Here is a 19,528-nt window from a genome sequence, read left to right as displayed (position 1 = left end):
CATGGCCCTCGACGCCCGGATCCCCGAAGGCCCCATCGAGAAGAAGTGGGAGCGGCGGAAGTACGAGATGAAGCTCGTGAACCCCGCGAACAAGCGGAGGCACCGGCTCATCGTGGTCGGCACCGGCCTCGCGGGCGGCGCAGCCGCAGCGTCGCTCGGCGAGCTCGGGTACGAGGTGCTCTCGTTCTGCTTCCAGGACAGCCCGCGGCGCGCCCACTCCATCGCCGCGCAGGGCGGCATCAACGCGGCGAAGAACTACCAGAACGACGGCGACTCGGTGCTCCGCCTGTTCTACGACACGGTCAAGGGCGGCGACTTCCGGTCTCGCGAGGCGAACGTCTACCGGCTCGCCGAGCTGTCGGTGAACATCATCGACCAGTGCGCCGCGCAGGGCGTGCCGTTCGCCCGCGAGTACGGCGGCGAGCTCGCGAACCGGTCCTTCGGCGGCGCGCTCGTCTCGCGGACGTTCTACGCCCGCGGCCAGACCGGGCAGCAGCTCCTGCTCGGCGCGTACCAGGCCCTCCAGCGGCAGGTGGCGGCCGGCACCGTGAGGCAGTTCCCGCGCACCGAGATGCTCGAGCTCGTCGTCGTCGACGGGCGCGCCCGCGGCATCGTGGTGCGGGATCTCGTGACCGGCCGGATCTCGTCCTACGCCGCGGACGCGGTGGTCCTCTGCACCGGCGGCTACGGGAACGTGTTCTACCTCTCGACCAACGCCCGCGGCTGCAACTGCACCGCGATCTGGCGCGCCTACCGGAAGGGCGCGTACTTCGCGAACCCCTGCTACACGCAGATCCACCCGACGTGCATCCCGCGGTCCGGCGAGTACCAGTCGAAGCTCACGCTCATGAGCGAGTCGCTCCGGAACGACGGCCGCGTCTGGGTCCCGAAGCGCAAGGGCGACGCGCGGTCCCCGGACCAGATCCCGGACGCCGAGCGCGACTACTACCTCGAGCGGATCTACCCGACCTACGGCAACCTCGCCCCGCGCGACATCGCCTCGCGCGCCGCGAAGAACGTCTGCGACGAGGGACGGGGGGTCGGACCGGGCGGGCTCGGCGTGTACCTCGACTTCCGCGACGCCTTCGCCCGGCTCGGCCGGAAGGTCCTCGACGAGCGGTACGGGAACCTCTTCGAGATGTACGAGCGGATCACCGGTGACGATCCGCACGACGTGCCGATGCGGATCTACCCCGCCGTCCACTACACGATGGGCGGGCTCTGGGTGGACTACGACCTCATGACCACGATCCCCGGCCTGTTCGTCGGGGGCGAGGCGAACTTCTCCGACCACGGGGCGAACCGCCTCGGCGCGAGCGCGCTCATGCAGGGCCTCGCCGACGGCTACTTCATCCTCCCCTACACGGTGGGCGACTACATCGCCCACGGCGGCCTCGCGAAGGTCGACACGAGCCACGCGGCCTTCCGGGACGCGGAGCGCGAGGTCGCGGCGCGCACGGACCGGTTCCTCTCGATCCGCGGGACGAAGCCCGTCGATCACTTCCACCGCGAGCTCGGGGCCCTGCTCTGGAACGACTGCGGGATGGCCAGGACCAAGGCGAGCCTGGAGCACGCGCTCCGGGAGATCCCGCCCATCCGCGAGGCGTTCTACCGAGATCTCCGCGTCACGGGCTCCGGCGAGGAGCTCAACAACGAGCTCGAGCGCGCCGGGCGTGTCGCCGACTACTTCGAGCTCGCGGAGCTCCTGTGCTTCGACGCGCTCCACCGGAACGAGTCCGCCGGCGGCCACTTCCGCGTCGAGTACCAGACGCCCGACGGCGAGGCGCGGCGGAACGACGACGAGTTCGCCTACGTGGCGGCGTGGGAGTGGAAGGGGCCGGACACCGCGCCGGCGCTCCACAAGGAGCCGCTCGAGTTCCAGTACGTCCCGCTGCAGCAGCGCAGCTACAAGTGACGGAGGCGTCGTGCGCATCGTCCTCGAGATCTGGCGGCAGCGGGGCGCGCGCGAAGGCGGGCGGTTCGTCCGGTACGAGGTGCCGGACGTGAACGAGCACATGTCGTTCCTCGAGATGCTCGACGTGCTGAACGGCCGGCTCGTCGAGAAGGGCGAGGACCCGGTGGCGTTCGACTCCGACTGCCGCGAGGGCATCTGCGGCACGTGCGGGTTCCTCGTGAACGGCGAGGCGCACGGGCCGCTGCGCAACGCGACCATCTGTCAGACGCACATGCGCCACTTCTCCGACGGCGACACGCTGCGCCTCGAGCCGTGGCGCGCCGCCGCCTTCCCGGTCATCAAGGACCTGGTCGTCGACCGGAGCGCCCTCGACCGGATCATCGCGGCGGGCGGGTACGTCTCGGTGCGCGCGGGCAGCGCTCCGGAGGCGAACGCGATCCTCGTCCCGAAGACGGAGGCGGACCGGGCGATGGAGGCCGCGGCGTGCATCGGCTGCGGCGCCTGCGTCGCGGCGTGCCCGAACGCGTCGGCCGCCCTCTTCACCGGCGCCAAGATCTCCCACCTCGGCACCCTCCCCCAGGGCCAGCCGGAGCGCCCGCTCCGCGTCCTCTCCATGACCACGCAGGCCCGCGAGGAGCGCTTCGGCCACTGCACCACCATCGGCGAGTGTGCCGCCGTCTGCCCGGCCGGCATCCAGCTCGAGGTGATCGCGCGGATGAACCGGGACTTCATCAAGGCGACGCTCGGCTACCGCGAGGACGCCGAGCCCGTCGCGGTCGTCCCCCGGACCTCCGCCCTGCGGGGCCACGAGGCCGAGCCCGGCCGCGGCCAGGACCGCTCCGTCCGCCCCGACCAGCCGGCGCAGCCGAACCGCACGGGGTCGTAGGGCGGATCAGGCGAGCTCGGGCTCGTACAGCACCGGCTGGACGGCCCGCGCCTCGCTGGGGAACCACGGGTCCCACGGGAAGCGCCCGTCGGCGTCCGCCCAGACGCACTGCAGCGCCGGGAACCGCGCGCCGTCGTGGTACCACAGCGCGTAGCCGAGCCACGCCGGGTAGACCCGCGGCGGGATGGTCCGGAACGCGGCGACGCGACCGTCGGCGATGTCCTCCGCCACGTCTCCGTGCTGGAACCGCTCGCCCGCGCGCACGCGCCCCGCGATCCGGTCCACCGTCTCCGCGAGCGCCTCGCGCGAGAGGCCGAGCACCGCGATCTCCGGGTGATCGAAGCCGTGGAACAGGCCGACGGAGAAGGCGTGCCCGGGCCGGTCCGGGCGCGCCTCGTAGACCAGCGTGTGCCAGCCGCGCTCGGCGACGTCGGCGAGGAGGCGGAGGTCGGGCGTCTCGAGCGCCTCGCCGGGCCGCGGCGGGAACCGCGGATCGAGCCCCGGCCACCGGCGCGAAGGGCGCCGCGGGAAGAGCACCGGGCCGGCCTCGGTGTGCCACCGGGCGGCCACGTTTCGCCGCTCCAGCACGGACCCGCGCGGGTGGAGCACGATCTCGACGGCCGTCGGGTCGCGGCGGACGAGCTCCTCGAGCGGGACCGCGCGGACGTCTCCGGGATCGTGCTCCCGCATGCCGCAGCGGAACCGCCACTCGGGCGCCTCCGGATCTTCCCCACGCGCCGCACGCAGGATCGGCGCGCAGCCCTCGGCCACGTGCCGGCAGCACTCCGCGAGGAGCGGCTCCATACCCGGAGAGCAGAGCACGGTCGGAGCGGGTTGTCACCGGCCCGGGCCGGGGGGCCGGCCTCCAGGGGCCCGGGCGAACGGAAGAGGACCTCACGCGGCGCCGTAGACGATGCGCGGCGCCCGGGTGGCGGTGAGGTCGCGGTACAGGGCGTCGTAGCTGAGGCGCATCTGGTCGAGGCTGAACTCGCGCTCCACGATCTTCCGCCCGCGCTCGCCCATCCTGCGGCGCAGGGCGGGGTCCCGGAGGACGTCGAGGATGCGCCGCGCGAGCGCCGCGGGCGCGCCGGGCGGGACGAGGTAGCCGGAGTGGCCGTCGCGGACCATCTCCGGCGAGCCGCCGACCGCGGTCGCGACGACCGGCAGCCGCATCGCCATCGCCTCGAGGATGGCGTTCGAGATGCCCTCCGCGTAGCTCGCGGAGACGCTCAGCGCGGCGCGGGCGAGGATCGCGGGCCCGTCGCGTCGATGGCCGAGGAAGTGGCAGCGGGCCGCGATCCCGAGCTGCCGCGCCTGGCGCTCGAGCGCCGGGCGCCTCAAGCCGTCGCCGACGAGCACCAGGTGAGCGTCCGGCCGCTCGCGCAGCACCTCGTGCATGGCGACGAGGAGGTCGCCCTGCCCCTTCACCGGGTGGTGCATGTTGGCGATGCAGACGATCCCGCCGGGATCCGGCGGCGGCGCGTCGGGAGGCTCCGTCGCGATGCGGTCGAGCTCCTCCAGATCGACCCCGTTCCGCACCACCACGACGCGGTCCGGCTCGACGCCCTCGCGGATGCAGAGGTCGCGGATGCACACGGCGTTCACGAGGACCCGGTCGGCCCGGCGCGACGCGGCGGCGAGCAGCGGCCGGCGGTAGCCGACGAGGTGGTGTCCGAGGTCGACGCGGGTCACGACGACGGGGACGGCGGCGAGCCTCGCGACGATCGTCCCGAGGACGTTCGTGTAGACGTCCTGCGCGTGGACCAGCGCGATCCTCTCCGACTGGACGAACCGGACGATGCGCGCGAGCTGCCAGGCCGTGTTCGGACGGAGCATCCGGTTGCCCACGTCGAAGACGACCGGGCGGACCCCGGCGGCGGCCAGGTCGGGCAGGTGCTCGCCGTCCATGTGCAGGACCGCGACGATGGGCTCGTACCGGGCGCGGTCCACGGTGCGGACGTGCAGGACCGTCTGGCGCTCCTGTCCGCCCAGCCGGAAGCGGTTCTGGAAGATCAGCACCTTCACCGGCGCGCTCATCGCCGCGCTCCTCCGGCGACGCGCGGCGCGGTCACGAAGGCTCCTCCGCGGCGGCGGCGCGGACGCGCGCGATGCGGATCACCGCCGCCGCGCAGGCGAAGAGGACGTACAGGAACCACGACAGCGAGTAGCCGTTCACCATCTCGCAGAGCAGGTACCCCGCGAGCGCGGCGAAGATCGCCCGCGCCTCCGCGCCGACCAGGCCGTCGCGGCCGGCGCGCCACGAGCGCCAGAGCAGCCACGCGCAGAACGTCGCGAACAGCGCGAAGGCCATGACGCCCAGCTCGCCGACGATCTCGAGGAGGATGTTGTGCGCCACGTACCGGTGGCCGCCCGCCTCGAGCGGCGCGTACGGACCCCACGCGTCGATGAAGGCGCCCGCCCCGACGCCCGCGAGCGGCCGATCCTCGACGACGCGCCCCAGCACCATCCAGGCGTGCCGCCGCCCCGCCACCGACGCGTCCTCCTCGTACGCGGCGATGGTCCGGGACCGCGCCCAGAACGTGCTCGGGGCGAGGACCGCGAGGCCGACCGCGATGGTCACGGCGACCAGGGCGCCGCGCAGCGCCACGCCGCGGCCGCGGAGCAGGAACAGCAGCCCCGCGAGGGCCGCAGCGACCGAGCCGGACCGTGAGTGCGTGAGGACGATCGCGGTGATCTGCGCCACGACGATCCCCGCGAAGAGGAGCCGGTGCGCGCGGCGGCGGGCCGTGAACGCCCCGTACATCGCGAACGGCAGGACCGCGACGAGGCTCATCGCGAGCCGGTTCGGGTCACCGTACAGGCCGCGCCAGTGGGTCCGGAAGCCCTCCACGAGGTGGTCGTCCGTCTTCCAGATCCACACGCCGCCCAGCGCCGGCCCGAGCGAGGCGAGCGCAGCGACCAGCATGAAGCGACGGAGCCGCGCGCGCGTGTCGAGCCCGTTCTGCACCGACACGAAGACGATCGCCATCTTCATGCCCTCGACCGCCGCGTGCGCCGTGTCGGCGCGCGAGAGCGTCCACGCGAGCGAGAGCGGGATGAACGAGAGGTAGGCGAGGAGCGCGAGCGACCCCGGGCCGCCGATCCGGATCCGCTCGCCGGAGGTCACCCGGTGGAGGAGCACCGCCCCGGCCGCGACGCCCATCGAGACGAAGCCGAGGCGGAGCCGCTCGAAGACCGGCCACCAGTACATCGGGTTCGAGTACAGGAGCGCGACGAACGCCACCGCCGCGCCGTACGCGAGATCGCGCCACCGCCCGCTGGCCCGCGCCAGGGCCGCGTCGCGCGCGACGAGCGTGTCGTCGAGGGCCGCCGCCGATGCTTCCATCCCGCCTCCGCCGCCGCTTCGCGGTTCCCGTTCGCCGTGAGCCTGTCGAAGGGCGCCCCCGCTCGTGGCTCGACAGGCTCACCACGAGCCGCTCCTGCCGTCAGACCGTCGCGACCCGCTGCGCGGGCGCCCTGCGCACCTCGACGGCCGCGACGTGCGCCCTGATCTCGTCGACCTTCGCCTCCCACCCCTCGCCACGCACGAGCGCCGAGCGAGCCGCGTCCGGACCGCCGGACCGGAGCGCCTTCCCGACCTCCGCCACGAATTCCTCCGCGGTGCGCGTCACGGTGCAACCGGGGATCTGCCGCAGCTCCGGCAGGTCGGTGCAGACGTTCGGCAGGCCCGCGGCGACGTACTCCCTCGCCTTGAGCGGGTTCGCCGCGAGCGCGAGCTCGTTCCGCCGGAACGGCGTGAGCGCGACGTCGAACCCGCGGCACCACGCGGGCAGCTCCGCGTACGGGCGGCGCCCGAGGAGGAAGACGTTCGCCGCGCCGTCCAGCGCGCGGAGGTCGGTGATGACCTTCCCGAGGAGCACGACCGAGGCGTGCGGGTAGGCGTCCGCGACGCGCCGGACGAGCTCGAGGTCGATCCAGTCCGCCAGGAGCCCGAAGAACCCGATGACCGGCCGCGGGAGCCGCGCCAGCGGCTCGGGGATCCGGAGGCCGGGATCGAGGGCGCGCGCGAAGTGGGCGTGGTCGACGCCGTGGCGGACCAGCACGGTGTGCGGGTTCACCTCGCGCTTCGCCGCGAGGAGCTTCTCCGAGGACGCGATCACGAGGTCGGCGCGCCGGAGCAGCCGCCGCTCGAGCTCCGCCACGTGGCTCGACGCGTCGCTGAACGCCGAGAACTCGTCGACCACGTGATAGACGACGAGCGACTCCCCGAGGGTTCCGGCCACCGCCGCCGCGCTCGGGAGGAAGCTCCAGGAGATCGGATCCCGCATCCCGAGCCGGCGCATCGCGTTCAGCACCTGCAGCCGGAGGAGGTGGCGGTTGGCCGCCCGGGCGAGCTCGCTGCCGTACGCGGGGACGTAGAGCGGCGGCAGGACGTGCAGGTTCGGCTCGGGCTGGAACGTGCCGCGCGCCACGTCCTTGAGCTTCTTCCAGACCCGCGCGGCGTCGGACGCCGTCGCCCGCGGCCCGCGGTTCCCGATGGAGTTCACCCACAGCACGCGGTTCTCCCGGGAGAGGATCCGCATGATGTGGGTCTTGGACAGGGGGTCCCCGTCCCAGTCGTTGGAGAAGCAGACGATGTCCCGCCCCTGGAGCGCCCGCACGGCCACAAGGTGGGTGCGGCGCCGGCGCTCCGGCCACCGTCCGGTGGGGGCGGGGCGCCGCCGGCGGCCGCGCCCCGCTCGCCCCCATCAGCTCGCGGCCTGGGCGTCCGCCCCGTCCGGCCCGGCCCCGCGCGGCGCGCCGTCGTCGCCGACGCCCTCGTCCCCGAGGGCGTCGGCCCGCTCGCCCGGGACGGAGTGCGCGAGCCCGAGCGCCGTGAAGACGCCCTCGAGGTTGCACGTGGCGAGCGCCGGGCTGTAGCCGCGCGGCCCGGCCGTCGTGTTCTCCCAGACCATCTTGCGCCGCAGCGTGAGCGGGTCGCCGCCGCGGACGTTCTCGCAGTCCTCGGTCGTCAGAGCCGCCTGGAAGCCGAGCTCGCCCACGGCGCGGCGGACCGCCGGCGTGTGAAAGCCGTTCGGGTACGCGAAGAACCTCGGCGGGCGCCCCACGCGGTCCGCGATGTCGTCACGGCAGCCGGCGATCTCGCGGCGCGCCCCGGCGAGCGAGAGGTTCGGCAGCACGGCGTGCCACACCGTGTGGCCGCCGATCTCGAACCCCGCCGCCGCGAGCGCCCGGACCTCGTCCCAGTCCATGATCCGGGTCGCCGGCGGCAGGTCGGCGTCGCCGAGCCCCACCCGCGCCGAGAGCGCGTCGGCGACGACGACCAGATCGGCATGGCGCAGGCGGGAGATGAGCCGGTCGAGCGTCGCGGCCGGGCCGCGCTCGGCGCACGCGGAGAGGAGGGCCTGGGCGCCGCGCTCGAGCCCCGCGCGATCGGGCGGGATCCCGCGGTCCTGCAGCTCGGTCAGGCACGCGAAGATGCGGTCGTGCGGGAGCCGGCGCCCGGTCCCGACATAGCCCGTGGAGAGGAACGCGGCCGCCGGGATCCCGAGCTTCTCGATGATGGGGAGCGCGACGCCGTGCACGTCGGCGTAGCCGTCGTCGAAGGTGATCGCCACGGCGTCCTTGCGCGACGGGGCGCCCGGCGGCTCGGAGAGGATCCGGCACGCGTCGGAGAGCGACACGAGCTCCCGCGTCCGCGCCAGCTGCTCGAGCTGGAGCTTCAGCGTCGAGGTGGAGATGAGGAGTGACGCGAGCCCCTCCTCCGCGTCGGCGCGGTAGTCGTGCGTCACGCGGTGGTACGAGACCACCAGCACCCGCGCGCCGCCCGCCTCCCGCCGGCGCAGCGCCCCGAGGACGCGCGGCGCACCGCACGCCGTGAGCGCCCGCGCCAGCATCACCTTCAGCGCCCGCCGCGCGATCCAGCGGGGGCTCCCGTCCGCGCGCTCCGGCATCCGCGGCTACGCCCTCCCCTCTGCGGCGGCGGGCGCCGCTGCGCCGGCCTCGAGACCCCGCCGCGCGCGCTGGAGCGCCGCCCAGGCGCGCTCCGGCGCGAGGGCGCGCGCGGCGCCCCGCGCCGCCCGCCACGCGCCGTCCGCCGCGACCGCCGCGCTCGCGCGGAAGGAGGGCGCCCGGACCCGCACCGCGCAGAGCTCCCGCCGATCCGCGGACCAGTCGAGCTTGTACGGCTCCTCGCCCCGGAGGAAGTCGTAGTACCTGAGCCCGCGGGCGTAGGCGTCCTCGATGGTGCGGCCGACGAGGACCATCCCCGGGCTCCGGACCGACCACTCCGGATCGTAGCCCGACTGGTAGTAGTGGAAGGTGCCCCCCGCCTCGACCCCGTACACCGCCGCGATGGACCGGTCGCCCACGAGCAGGCGGTACAGCCGCAGCCAGCCGCGCGCGGCGAGGCGCGGGACGGCGTCCCGGTGGAAGTCCTCCACCGATCCCGGCGGGATGCCGTAGCTCCCGCCCTCCGCGGCCCAGCGCAGCCGGTGGAGGCGGAGGAAGTCCTCGAGCGCGGGGCCGGCCTCGTCCGGCGCGGCGGCGACCTCGATCCGGAACCCCGGCTGCTTCGCGAGCCAGCGGACGCGGCGGCCGTAGGTCTCGCGGCGGCGCATCCTCCGCACGTGCGCCTCGAACGTGCCGCGCACCGCGAACCCCGGGCACGCGAACCGGCGCCGCGCCTCGACGTCGACGCCGCCGGGCGCGAGCACCTGCCGGAGCACCGCCGCCGTGGGCGAGCCGAACGGGAGGTCCTCGAGGTCGAGCAGGTCCCACCCGCCGGCGGCGAGCGCGCCCGCGATGGCGGCGCGCGCGGCGGAGCCCGCGCCGGCGCGCGCCAGCAGATCGAGCCCGTCCGCGCCGGTGATCCCGTTGCCGAGGAGCTGCCAGCGGCGGACGCCGGGGAGCGCCGGCCGTGACGCGAGGAGCAGCAGGCCCTCGAGGCGGCCCGCCCCGTCGCGCGCCTCGAGGATCCAGAGCGCGCGCCTTCCGCCGAAGCGGCGCCACCACGGCAGCAGCCACTCCGGCGCGAGGAACGGGCTCGGGACCCCCGCGGCGTCCACCAGCGCGGACCACTCCGGCGCGAGCGCCTCGAGGCGGGCCGGGTCGTGGCTCTGGTGCACCGCGAGTGCCGTCGCGGCGGGGGCTCCGCTCACGTGAGCGCCTCCTTCACGCACCGCGCGATGAACGCCATGTCCTCCGGCGAGAGGTCCTGGTGGACCGGCAGCTCGAGCACGCGGCGCCGGAGCGCCGCCACCTCCGGGAACGCGTCGGCCGCGCAGAGCGGGTGGCCGTTCCGCCAGAAGTCGACGGTCTCGATGCCGCGCGCGGCGAGCCGCGCCTTCACCGCGGCCTTGTCGTCGCAGAGGAGCGGGTAGAACAGCGGCGACACGCCGGCCGGGACCTCCGCGAACAGCGGCGGGACGCGATCGCGGAGCCGCCCGAGCAGCAGGAAGTAGTTCCGCCGCCGCGCCGCGACGATCGCCGCCGCGTCCACGCGGCGCGCGATCGCCTCGGAGAGCCCGCTCATCCCGAGGTGCACCGCGCCGGGGTCGAACGTGCTCGTGCCGGTCGAGACGGGCTTCAGGCCGGAGGCGCCGCGGAGCGCCCGGTACGTGCCGCGCACGACCGCCCGGATCGCCTCTCCCGCCTCGCCGAGCCGGAACGCGGCGTTCGCCACGAGCGCTCCCGCGGCGTGGGACAGCGTCGAGACGAGCGGCGCCGCCACGGGGCGCGGGGGCGCGCTCGCGAGGCCCGTCGCGTTCACGACGAGCGCCCCGCCGTTCGGGACCGGGAGCGCCTTGTAGAAGCAGAAGATGCCGAGGTCGCCCGTCGAGCCGAGCGGCCGCGTCCCCTCCGCGGAGAGGAGCGCGAGCGCGCAGTCCTCGATGACCGGCAGCCCGGCCCGGGTGGCGACGGCGCGCACGTCGTCCATCGGCTGCGGGAAGCCGGCGTAGTGGATGACGTAGACGGCGCCGGTCCTCGGGCCGATCTTCGCGACGAGGTCCTCGAGATCGAGGCGCATGCGCGCGTCGACCCGTACGAAGCGCGGCACGGCGCCGGCCGCCACGAGCGCGGCGATCTCCACCCCGTGGTGATAGGCGGGGACGAGCACCTCCCGGCCGGCGAGCCCGAGCAGCCGCACGCCGTGGAAGACGGCGTTTCTCGCGAAGTAGAAGCGGGTCGTGCCCGGCGCGCCCAGCGGGAACGGTGGGGGGCGCTCGGCGGCCAGCGGAGAGAGCAGCCCCGGCCAGAGCGTCGGCAGCGCCGGGATGAACCGCCGCCGCCGCTCGTCCGGCGCCGGCCAGCTGCGCACCGCGATCGCCCGCGTCATCGCCGCCATGCGAGGACCTCCTTCACGACCGGGCGCACCCGGTGCTTCAAGGTGTGCATCGCGCGACCCGCCAGAGAGGGCCGGTACACGTACAGCCAATCGTGGGGCCTGTGCCGGGGCTCCCAGTCGCGCTTCCACTCCATGTCCGGCCCCAGGAAGTCCAGCTCGCGGAGGCCGCGCGCCTCGCACTCGGCGAGCACCTCGCGGTGGAGCAGCTGCCCCGGCGACACGGCGCCGAGCTCCTCGTCGTAGGCCGTCTTCGGCAGGTAGTAGACGCCCCGGTGCACGAGGCCGAGATGGATCGCGACGGCGCGACCCTCGAGCAGCAGCGCGCGGATCGCCAGCGCACCCCGGGCTGCGGCGTCCCGCGCGACGCGCGTGTAGAAGGCCACGAGCCGCGGGTCGCCGGAGATGGCCGTGCCCTTCTCGCCCTTCCAGCCGGCGGCCTCGAGCGCGAAGAACTCGCCGAGGGCGCCGTCGAGATCGCCCTGCCCGTCCTCGCGCCGGAGCGCGACCGCCCCGAGCTCGCCCAGCCGCCTCGCCCTGCGGCGGAGGTTCGCGCGGAACTTGGAGGACGTGCGGGCCTCGGCGCCGTCGCCACCGAGCGTCACGTAGGGCGTGCGGAGCGACTCCCAGCGGCCGGCGAGGTGCCGGTCGGCGCGGGCGAGGGCCTCCACCAGCGTCGAGGTCGGCCCGTCCCGGACGAGATCCCGGAGGAGGAGCACGTCCCAGCGGACCCGGTCCCGCAGGTGAGCCCAGAGCGCGGCCGCGGCGCCCGACGCGTCGGGGCCGAGCGCCCATTCGACCCGACACGAATGATCGTTCGCCGGGGCGGCGAGGCGCACCAGGCCGCGCGCCCGCTCCTCGAGGAGCGGCGCGAAGCCCGCCGCGGTGCCGTGCCCGTCGCGCGCCACGAGGACGCGGAGGCGTCCGTCCGGCGCGAACGCGTCGAGCCACGCCGCGATCCACTCGTGCCGCACGAACGGCAGGTCCACGGGGCCGCGGGCGACGAGCGCGTTCCACTCGTCGCGGAGCGCATCGAACGCCGGCCGGCCCTCGAGCGCCTCGACCCGGTACGGCAGGCGCGACGGCGCAGGTACGGCGAAGAGCGTCTCAGCGGTCCCGAGCACGATAGTGGATCTCCTCAGCGCGCCCGGGCGATCCCGAGGAGCGCTCGCGCGAGCTTCTGAGGGTCGTGGCGTCCGAGGTCCCCGGCCGCCAGCAGGTCGGTGACGACCGGCACCGCGCCGAGCGCGTCGATCGCACCCCGGTCCACCTCGACGGGCCGGGCGCCGCGCGCGGCGAGCGCCGCGACGAGCCCGGGCGGCAGCGGCGGGCGGTGAACCAGCGCGACGTCGATCACGTCGCCGAGCTGCCGCTGGACGGCGCGGACGTGGTCCGCGGCGGTGAAGCCGTCGGTCTCACCGGGTTGCGTGAAGAGGTTCACCACGAGCACGCGGGTGGCGCGCGTCGTCCGGAGCGCACCGGCGACGCCCCGGCCGAGGAGGCTCGCGAGGACGCTCGACCAGAGGCTGCCCGGCCCGAGGACGACGAGATCGGCGTCCCGGATCGCGTCGAGCGCCTCGGGCGGCGCCGGCGCCGGCCGCGCGAGCCGGAGCGCCGCGACCTCGCCCCGCGCCGCCGCGAGCGCGCACTCGCCCCGCACGACGCGTCCGTCCGCGAGGTCCGCCACGAGCTCCACCGGGCCCTCTGCCGCCGGCAGCACGCGCCCGCGCGCCTCCAGCAGCTCCGCGGCCGCCGCCGTCGCGCGGGAGAGATCGCCGAGCTGCTGCGTGAGCGCGGCGAGGATCACGTTGCCGACGGTGTGCCCGGCGAGCGGGCCGTCGCCGTCGAACCGGTGCTGGAACAGCGCGGCGAGCGGGTTCGACCCGGCGGCGAGCGCCACGAGGCAGTTGCGCGCGTCACCGACCGCCGGGATCCCGTAGCGCCGCCGCAGCTCGCCGGAGCTGCCCCCGTCGTCCGCCGTGGTCACGAGCGCCGTGACCGCCACCGGCCGGCCCTCCTCCGGCTCCACGCCGGGCGCGAGGCCGGCGAGCACCCGCGGCAGCCCGGTGCCGCCGCCGGTCGCGACGACGCGCAGCGGCCGCACCGCCGGCGCGGGCCCGACCGGGAACGAGAGCTCCTCGAAGGTCCTCATCGCGCCCCCTTCCCGAGCAGCACCACCTTCGCGGTCGCGAGGAGGCAGACCAGGTCGAGGAACAGCGACGCGTTCTTGATGTAATAGAGGTCGTACTCGAGCTTCTTCGCCTGCTCCTCCATCGTCGAGCCGTACCCGTACCGCAGCTGGGCCCAGCCGGTGATCCCGGGCTTCACGAGCTCGCGGAGCGCGAACAGCGGCCAGCGCCCCTTCAGCTCGGACAGGAAGACGCCGCGCTCCGGCCTGGGACCGACGAAGCTCATGTCCCCGCGCAGCACGTTCCAGAGCTGGGGCAGCTCGTCGAGGCGCGCCTTCCGGAGGAAGCGCCCGACGGGCAGGACGCGCGGATCGCGGTCGGTCGCCCACGCGGCGCCGAGCTGCTCGGCGTCGCGGCGCATCGTCCGGAACTTCCAGATCCGGTAGGCCGTGCCGGCGCGCCCGGTCCGCTCCTGGGAGTAGAGGATGGGCCGGCCGTCGGAGAGCCAGATGGCGGCGGCCACGAGCGCCATCACCGGGACGCCGACGAGGAGCCCCGCCGCGGAGACGAGGAGATCCAGGGTTCGCTTCCCGGTCCGCGTCGCCCGCGAGACCCGGAAGCCCTCGTCGAAGATGAGCGCCGACGGCCGGACGAGCGAGAGCGGGATGCGCTGGAGCGCGGCCTCGGCGAAGCCCACGTCGTCCACCACCCGGTGCCCCCCGGTGCGCAGCGCGAGGAGGGCGTCGACCGGGAGCCCCTCGCGGCGGTCCTCCATCGCGACGACGATGACCTGCGCGCGGACGCCGCGCGCGATCTCGCCGATCGCGCCGGTGCGGAGCAGCTCCGGCGCGACCACCGGGATCGTCCGGCTCCCCTCCGACGGGACGAACCCGACGACCTCCCAGAGGCCGTCCGCCTCCCGCTCCACGGCGCGGGCGAGGTCGCGCGCGCGAGGCCCGACGCCGAGGAACAGGACCCGCGTCGGCGCTCCCACGACCGCCGGCATGAGCACCCGCGCCGCGATCACGCCGAGCGCGCCGCCCGCCGCCGCGAGCACGAGGGACCGGTGCAGCATCCACCCGGGCAGCACGAGCTGCAGCGCGAGGTCCGCGACGCCGAGGGCGATCACCGCGACGCCGAGGGCGCGCAGCAGCCGCCGCCCGTCGGCGCGGTCGCGCACGGCCGCGTGCAGGTCGTAGAGATCCCCGAGGTACAGCGCGCCGGCGAAGAAGAGCGAGGCGAGCCCCGCGCGCAGGATCGCCGGCATGACCGGCGCCGCCGCGCCGCTCGCCTGGGCCGCCACGGGGCCGAGCGACGCGCCCGCGAGGAGCGCCACCACGAGGACGGTCTCCTCCGCGAGGAAGTACACCGCCTTCCGCGGAGAGAACCAGTGATTGAAGACCCGGACCAAGACTCCCCCTCCCCGAACCGCCCGCCTCGAGCCGCCCCCCGGCTCGCGCCCTCACAAACCTGGGACGTGCTCGCGCCACGTACATCACCCGCGCGAATCCCCATCCTCTCGGCTCGCTCCGCCCGGGCCCGCAGGAGCCGTTCGCGGTGAGCCCGTCGAGCCACGAAGTGCGCGGCGGGGCGCCCTTCGGCGAGCTCGGGGCGAACGGGTGTCGCCTCGAGACGACACGGCCCCACGCGGCGTGCGCCGCGCGGGGCCGTCGGGGAAGCGCCCGTGCCCGCCCTACCGCCCCCGCGGCCCCCCGGAGCGATGGCGCGCGACGAGGCGCATCGCCAGGACGATCCAGCCGGCGACGCCCGCGGCGACGGCGAACCCCGCCGCGAAGGCGAGCGTGGCGGTCGGGTCGGCCGCGTGCGGCAGCGTGACGACGACGGCGACCACGGCGTCACCCCGCGCTGCGGCGCGAGCCCGGCACGGGGACGGCGTCCGCCGAGTCCGCGTGGAGCCAGCGGCCCTGGCCCGCGGACGCGGGGTCCACGTCGTTCAGCACGACGCCCGCGGCCCGCTCGCCCAGGGCCTCGAGCGCGAGCCGCACGACGTTCCGCGGCGTGACGCCGGCGCGGATCACGAGGATCACCGCGTCCGCCGCCGCCGCGAGCCGGTCGCCGTCGGCGAAGGCGAGCGCCGGCGGGGCGTCGAGCACGACGTGTTCGTACGCCGCGCGGAGCTGCTCGACGATCGCGGGCACCCGCGGGCTCCGGAGCGACGCCGCGGGGTCGCGCGCGTCGCCGGCGCAGAGGACGGCGAGGCCGCCCACGCGGACGACCGCCTGCCCCAGCTCCGCGGTGCCGTCGAGGACGTCGGCGAGGCCAGCGCGGGGCGCGAGCCCGAGCAGCGCGGCGAGCGTGGGGCGCCGCAGGTCGGCCTCGACCAGGATGACCGTCTTGCTCTCCTGCGCCGCCGTGAGGGCGAGGTTCGCCGCGGTCGTGGTCCGCCCCTCTCCGCGTCCGGCGGAGGTGATCGCGACGACCCGCGCCGGCCGCCGGGAGGCGACCCGCAGGAGCCGCTGGAACAGCACGCGGTACTGCACCGCGGCCTGGGACTCGGGCGCGGCGAGGGCGACGAGCCGGCTCTCCGGCGCGGCCGCGGGGTGGGACGCCTGCAGGGTCTCGGCTGGGATCATGTTCGCTCTCCTGTCGCTGTCACGCGCCGTGGGTCCGCCGCGGACCGATCCGCGGGATGGCCGCGAGCACCGGGACGCCCAGCGCACCGGCGTCCTCCGGGCCCCGCATCGAGCCGTCGAGCCACTCGGCCGCTCCCGCCGCGCCGAGCCCCGCCGCCGTCGCGGCGAGCAACGCGAGCATGAGCAGGCGGCCGCGATCCGGCGCGGACGGCCGGTTCGGCGTCACCGGCGCCTCGACCGTCCGGAAGAGCCGGTCGCCGTCGACGGTGAGGAGCTGCTCGGCGGCCGCGGCGTCGGCGCGCCGGGACACCGTCGACACGTACTTCGCCTTCAGGACGTCGTAGTCGCGGGACAGCGCGGCGAGCTCCTGTCCCCATCGCGGAGCCGCCTCGACGCGCTTCTGGTACGACGCGAGCTCCTTCGAGAGGTCCCCCACGACGGACTCGTGGCTGCCGATCTCGGCGTCGATGCGGCCGAGGTGCTCCTGGAGTCGCTCCTTCCGGTAGCGGCCCAGCTCGTCGTCACGCCGCGCGAGCGCCTCGTCGTACTCGCGCCGGGCGCGCTTCACGTCCGGGTGGTCCGGCGAGTAGGCCGCCTCGGCGGCCTGGAGCTTGCGCTCCGCGAGGTCGAGAGCCGCCTCGGACATGCCGGGCACGCTCGGCGCCTCCGGGATCGCGGCCAGGAGCTCGGTCTTTCGACGGCGCGCGTCGGTGATCGCGGCGAGGTGCATCTCGATGAGCGACTGCGCGCGCGCCGCCGCGCGGGCGTTCGTGTCGACCATCTCCGGCAGCTCCGGCGCGTGCTGCAGCTTGAAGGCGAGGATCCGGTCCTCGTACGCGGCGAGGTCCTTCGACATCCCGGTCGCCTGCGCGTCGAGGGTCTCGCGGAGCGAGCGCGCCTGGCTCCTCAGCACGTCGCGCGTCATCTCCTCGTAGTACCGGGGCAGGAGGTCGGCGGCCTTCGTCACCTTCTGCGCGTCGGGGCCGCGCACCTCGACCACGAAGAGCAGCGCCGGCGGCCCGCCGGGCACCTCGCCCTCGAGCCGGACCTCGATCTTCTGCCGGAGCTTCTCGATGGCCTCCTCGCCGTGCACGTCCGGGAAGAAGTCCGTCTCCTTCACGACGCGCTCGAGCACCGGCCGGGCCAGGATGCCGTGCTTCAGGGTCCGCATCCGGTCCTCGAACGGCGTGACGCCCTGGGCCGGGAAGAAGTCGGCCGGCAGCCGCCGCGGCTCGATCTGCACCGTGGACGACGCCGTGTACTCGGCCGGCGTGAGCAGGGCGAGCGCGAGCCCGACGACGAGGACGATCGCGCCGATGAGGAGCGCCGTCCCCTTCCGCCGTCGCAAGGCCGCGAGCACGTCCTGCAGGGTGTAGGTCCGTTCCATTTCTCGTGCTCCCGTCTACCGGGGCTCCCAGCTCCACCCGAGCCGGAGCCCCACCGTGGTCCGCTCCAGCGCGGGGGACTGGTTGTCGAGCCGGTCGTAGTGGCTCACGTGCAGCGCCAGCCGGAGGCTCTGGGCCACGCGCCAGCCCAGCTCTCCGGACGCGGCGTACCCCAGGGTGGCATTCGCGCCGGTCGGGGCCTGCCCCGACCGCCAGATGCCGCCATCGCCGCGCAGGTCGAAGGTGCGCGTCCTGCCGAGCCGGCGCACGAACCCGACCTCGATGGAGTCCACGAGGCCGGGGCGCGCGGTCGATCCGATGCCGAGCCCGTGGACCGCGCTGGTCCGGAGATCCCACTCGCGGTTCGAGAGCTCGAGCTCCCCGCCGAGCTCCGGGACGAGGGCGTGCCCGTCCGGGCCGGTCCAGAACGCGGGGCCGGCGTAGACGTTCGCGAGCACGTGCCGCGTGATGCGGTAGCGCGCGCGGCCGCGGAGCCCGTGCGAGAAGGCGATGGCGTTGCCCTTCGGGTCGAATCCCTGGAAGAAGCCGAGCGCGTACGCGGCGCCGACCGAGAGGCGCCGCGTCAGCCGGTAGAGCGCCTCGGCGCCGGGCGCGTGCATCGCGCCGCCGGTCCGATCCTGGAACACGACCGTGCTCTCCGTGAACGTCACGGCGCCGTCGATCCGCTCCGCGACCCGGTACTCGGCGCGGCCGCGCCCGTTGATGGTCCAGGCGGCCTGCTCGCCGGACCGGAAGATGCCCATCTGCGCCAGGCCCACCGGGTCGTACGCGTAGCCTCCGCGGAGGACGCCGCCGAGCTCGAGCCGCCGCGTCGGCGTCGCCTTGAGCTCCAGGAGGCCGCGGTGGTTCCAGATGCCCTGGGGCGCGGCGCGGTCGTACACGAGGTAGTCGCCGAGGTAGAGCCCGTCGAAGTCCCAGAGGGGATCGCGAACGCGCAGGCCCAGCTCGGGCGAGACGCGCTCCATCCGGTCGCTGCGGCCGTCGTACAGCGGGTTGGAGTCGTAGCCGCCCTCGAGGGTGAGGCGGGCGATGGGTTCCGTCTCCGTGCTCGCCGCCGCCCGCGCCGGACCGATCAGGACGAGCGCGCACGCCGCCGCCGCCGCGATCCCGATCCGAGCCAGCGCACCCATCGCCCGCCCTCGCCTCCGCGCTCCGTGGAGCTGCCCCGTCCCGCTACGGCACGTAGAGGACGTCGCCGCCCCTGAGCCAGAGCGCACCCGCCGCCTCCCCCTTCACGAGATCGTCGTACGAGAGCCGGACGCGATCGGTCTTCCCGTCCTTCTGCTGACGGGTCCAGTAGACGTCGTCGCCGCCGAACTCGGTCCTCCCTCCCGCGAGGGCGATGGCCTGCACCACCGTCATCGGGCCGCGCAGCGCGAACCCGCCCGGCTTGGTCACCTCGCCGAGCACGAAGATCCGCGAGCCGTTGATCTCCCGGACCAGGACCGCGACCGCCGCGTCCTGGATGTACGGCGCGAGCGCCTTCGTGAGCCCGGACTGGAGCTCCGCCGGCGTCTTGCCCGCCGCCTCCACCTCGCCCGCGAGGGGCAGCGAGATCCGGCCGTCCGGCCGCACCGGCACGACGCGCGTCAGCTCCGGCTCGTGCCAGACGACCACCTCGAGCACGTCCTCGCGCCCGATGTGGTACTCCCCGAGGTCAGGGCGCTCGCCGGCCTTCTCGGAGAGCCCCCTGGACCCCGCGCACGCCGCGAGCAGGCCGGCCATAGACAACGCCCAGTACCCACGCACCATTCGACGCCTCCGCGGGCCGCTCGCCCGTCCGTTCGACGCGACGCCTTCGAGCACTTCGCGTGCCACCGCGGGCCGCGCGCCCCGACCGCCCGCCCGTTCGTCGCCCCGGCGCAGCTACGGCGCGCCGCGGCGGGCGGTCTCGCGCGCGCCGCGGGGAGAGGCGCTCGCCCGTCCGTGAACGTCGGGTGCGACCTCGCGGAAGACCTTTTCCCTCCGCGTGGAAGCGACGTTCCCGCGTTGCCGCGGCTCACCGCGCGCATGACGTTGCAGGAGGACGGCGCGCGGAGGGCTGCTGGGACGGGCGGCCGCGCGCCCGTGCGGAGGGCGTGGATGCTCAGGGCGGCGGCGTGGACGGTCGGCCTCTTCGGGGCCGGAATGATCATCTGTCGGCTCTTCCCGCTGTACTGGACCGAGCCTGTCGTGCTGTTCGGGCTCGGCATCGCGTTCCTCGCGGTGAGCGCCAGGACCGGCGTGCGCCCGCGGAGGCCGCGCGCGGTCGCTGCGAAGGAGGCTGCGGCGTAGGGCGGCCCGGCTCTCGAGG

At 75.2% G+C, this 19,528-nt stretch carries 18 protein-coding genes; 3 read left to right on the top strand and 15 right to left on the bottom strand.

Features of this window, described 5'->3' with window-relative positions:
* Nucleotide 1: 1 nt before the first annotated feature.
* Together AMOR_RS25240 and AMOR_RS25235 are read left to right on the top strand one after the other, a co-directional pair.
* Entirely contained in the window at nucleotides 2-1,915 is a 1,914-nt protein-coding gene (locus AMOR_RS25240; RefSeq protein WP_248355288.1) for a fumarate reductase/succinate dehydrogenase flavoprotein subunit, read from the top strand.
* A 10-nt stretch (nucleotides 1,916-1,925) separates the two neighbouring features.
* Nucleotides 1,926-2,801 carry a succinate dehydrogenase/fumarate reductase iron-sulfur subunit gene (locus AMOR_RS25235; RefSeq protein WP_248355286.1) on the top strand — a complete coding sequence of 292 codons (876 nt, stop codon included), beginning with the start codon at nucleotides 1,926-1,928 and terminating at the stop codon, nucleotides 2,799-2,801.
* A 6-nt stretch (nucleotides 2,802-2,807) separates the two neighbouring features.
* Here the strand turns inward: AMOR_RS25235 and AMOR_RS25230 are convergent, their stop codons facing one another.
* From AMOR_RS25230 to AMOR_RS25160, 15 genes are all read right to left on the bottom strand, one after another.
* Nucleotides 2,808-3,605, bottom strand: coding sequence for a DUF4262 domain-containing protein (locus AMOR_RS25230; protein ID WP_248355284.1), 798 nt, complete (start codon nucleotides 3,603-3,605; stop codon nucleotides 2,808-2,810).
* A 90-nt stretch (nucleotides 3,606-3,695) separates the two neighbouring features.
* Nucleotides 3,696-4,838 (bottom strand): glycosyltransferase, encoded by a 1,143-nt coding sequence (locus tag AMOR_RS25225; RefSeq protein WP_248355283.1) that lies wholly within the window; start codon nucleotides 4,836-4,838, stop codon nucleotides 3,696-3,698.
* 31 nt (nucleotides 4,839-4,869) lie between these two features.
* A complete protein-coding gene (locus tag AMOR_RS25220; protein WP_248355281.1) occupies nucleotides 4,870-6,147 on the bottom strand; it encodes an O-antigen ligase family protein in 1,278 nt (425 codons plus the stop codon).
* A 100-nt stretch (nucleotides 6,148-6,247) separates the two neighbouring features.
* Nucleotides 6,248-7,423 (bottom strand): glycosyltransferase, encoded by a 1,176-nt coding sequence (locus AMOR_RS25215; protein ID WP_248355279.1) that lies wholly within the window; start codon nucleotides 7,421-7,423, stop codon nucleotides 6,248-6,250.
* A gap of 87 nt (nucleotides 7,424-7,510) precedes the next feature.
* Complete coding sequence (locus AMOR_RS25210) at nucleotides 7,511-8,716, bottom strand: polysaccharide deacetylase family protein (RefSeq protein ID WP_248355278.1); 1,206 nt, start codon at nucleotides 8,714-8,716, stop codon at nucleotides 7,511-7,513.
* A 6-nt stretch (nucleotides 8,717-8,722) separates the two neighbouring features.
* Nucleotides 8,723-9,922, bottom strand: a complete 1,200-nt coding sequence (locus AMOR_RS25205; protein ID WP_248355277.1) for a GNAT family N-acetyltransferase — start codon at nucleotides 9,920-9,922, stop codon at nucleotides 8,723-8,725.
* Entirely contained in the window at nucleotides 9,919-11,109 is a 1,191-nt protein-coding gene (locus AMOR_RS25200) for a DegT/DnrJ/EryC1/StrS family aminotransferase (protein WP_248355275.1), read from the bottom strand. Before AMOR_RS25200 ends, AMOR_RS25205 begins: the two co-directional genes overlap by 4 nt.
* Nucleotides 11,097-12,230: a GNAT family N-acetyltransferase gene (locus tag AMOR_RS25195; protein ID WP_248355273.1), complete on the bottom strand. Its 1,134-nt coding sequence runs from the start codon at nucleotides 12,228-12,230 to the stop codon at nucleotides 11,097-11,099. Before AMOR_RS25195 ends, AMOR_RS25200 begins: the two co-directional genes overlap by 13 nt.
* A gap of 14 nt (nucleotides 12,231-12,244) precedes the next feature.
* Entirely contained in the window at nucleotides 12,245-13,258 is a 1,014-nt protein-coding gene (locus AMOR_RS25190) for a gluconeogenesis factor YvcK family protein (RefSeq protein ID WP_248355271.1), read from the bottom strand.
* Nucleotides 13,255-14,646, bottom strand: a complete 1,392-nt coding sequence (locus tag AMOR_RS25185) for a sugar transferase (protein WP_248355269.1) — start codon at nucleotides 14,644-14,646, stop codon at nucleotides 13,255-13,257. Before AMOR_RS25185 ends, AMOR_RS25190 begins: the two co-directional genes overlap by 4 nt.
* A 282-nt stretch (nucleotides 14,647-14,928) precedes the next feature.
* Nucleotides 14,929-15,087: a hypothetical protein gene (locus AMOR_RS25180; protein WP_248355267.1), complete on the bottom strand. Its 159-nt coding sequence runs from the start codon at nucleotides 15,085-15,087 to the stop codon at nucleotides 14,929-14,931.
* Nucleotides 15,088-15,091: 4 nt separating this feature from the next.
* Nucleotides 15,092-15,829 (bottom strand): CpsD/CapB family tyrosine-protein kinase, encoded by a 738-nt coding sequence (locus AMOR_RS25175; protein ID WP_248355265.1) that lies wholly within the window; start codon nucleotides 15,827-15,829, stop codon nucleotides 15,092-15,094.
* Nucleotides 15,830-15,848: 19 nt separating this feature from the next.
* Complete coding sequence (locus AMOR_RS25170; protein ID WP_248355263.1) at nucleotides 15,849-17,216, bottom strand: GumC family protein; 1,368 nt, start codon at nucleotides 17,214-17,216, stop codon at nucleotides 15,849-15,851.
* 15 nt (nucleotides 17,217-17,231) lie between these two features.
* Nucleotides 17,232-18,365: a hypothetical protein gene (locus tag AMOR_RS25165; protein WP_248355261.1), complete on the bottom strand. Its 1,134-nt coding sequence runs from the start codon at nucleotides 18,363-18,365 to the stop codon at nucleotides 17,232-17,234.
* 43 nt (nucleotides 18,366-18,408) lie between these two features.
* Nucleotides 18,409-18,960, bottom strand: coding sequence for a polysaccharide biosynthesis/export family protein (locus AMOR_RS25160; protein WP_248355259.1), 552 nt, complete (start codon nucleotides 18,958-18,960; stop codon nucleotides 18,409-18,411).
* Nucleotides 18,961-19,317: 357 nt separating this feature from the next.
* Between AMOR_RS25160 and AMOR_RS25155 the strand changes: the two genes are divergently transcribed.
* On the top strand, nucleotides 19,318-19,509 hold the full coding sequence (locus AMOR_RS25155) for a hypothetical protein (protein ID WP_248355257.1): 192 nt from the start codon (nucleotides 19,318-19,320) through the stop codon (nucleotides 19,507-19,509).
* Nucleotides 19,510-19,528 lie beyond the last annotated feature (19 nt).

Origin of the sequence: Anaeromyxobacter oryzae (assembly GCF_023169945.1) — a bacterium.
Classification (GTDB): Bacteria; Myxococcota; Myxococcia; order Myxococcales; family Anaeromyxobacteraceae; genus Anaeromyxobacter; species Anaeromyxobacter oryzae.
This window is presented reverse-complemented; position numbering and strand designations above follow the sequence as displayed.

Bases quoted from the DNA above. Each gene is read 5' to 3' on its own strand.
- AMOR_RS25240 (WP_248355288.1), top strand. From the start codon at position 2: ATGGCCCTCGACGCCCGGATCCCCGAAGGCCCCATCGAGAAGAAGTGG.
- AMOR_RS25230 (WP_248355284.1), bottom strand. From the start codon at position 3,605: ATGGAGCCGCTCCTCGCGGAGTGCTGCCGGCACGTGGCCGAGGGCTGC.
- AMOR_RS25225 (WP_248355283.1), bottom strand. From the start codon at position 4,838: ATGAGCGCGCCGGTGAAGGTGCTGATCTTCCAGAACCGCTTCCGGCTG.
- AMOR_RS25220 (WP_248355281.1), bottom strand. From the start codon at position 6,147: ATGGAAGCATCGGCGGCGGCCCTCGACGACACGCTCGTCGCGCGCGAC.
- AMOR_RS25210 (WP_248355278.1), bottom strand. From the start codon at position 8,716: ATGCCGGAGCGCGCGGACGGGAGCCCCCGCTGGATCGCGCGGCGGGCG.
- AMOR_RS25200 (WP_248355275.1), bottom strand. From the start codon at position 11,109: ATGGCGGCGATGACGCGGGCGATCGCGGTGCGCAGCTGGCCGGCGCCG.
- AMOR_RS25190 (WP_248355271.1), bottom strand. From the start codon at position 13,258: ATGAGGACCTTCGAGGAGCTCTCGTTCCCGGTCGGGCCCGCGCCGGCG.
- AMOR_RS25175 (WP_248355265.1), bottom strand. From the start codon at position 15,829: ATGATCCCAGCCGAGACCCTGCAGGCGTCCCACCCCGCGGCCGCGCCG.
- AMOR_RS25170 (WP_248355263.1), bottom strand. From the start codon at position 17,216: ATGGAACGGACCTACACCCTGCAGGACGTGCTCGCGGCCTTGCGACGG.
- AMOR_RS25165 (WP_248355261.1), bottom strand. From the start codon at position 18,365: ATGGGTGCGCTGGCTCGGATCGGGATCGCGGCGGCGGCGGCGTGCGCG.
- AMOR_RS25160 (WP_248355259.1), bottom strand. From the start codon at position 18,960: ATGGCCGGCCTGCTCGCGGCGTGCGCGGGGTCCAGGGGGCTCTCCGAG.
- AMOR_RS25155 (WP_248355257.1), top strand. From the start codon at position 19,318: ATGCTCAGGGCGGCGGCGTGGACGGTCGGCCTCTTCGGGGCCGGAATG.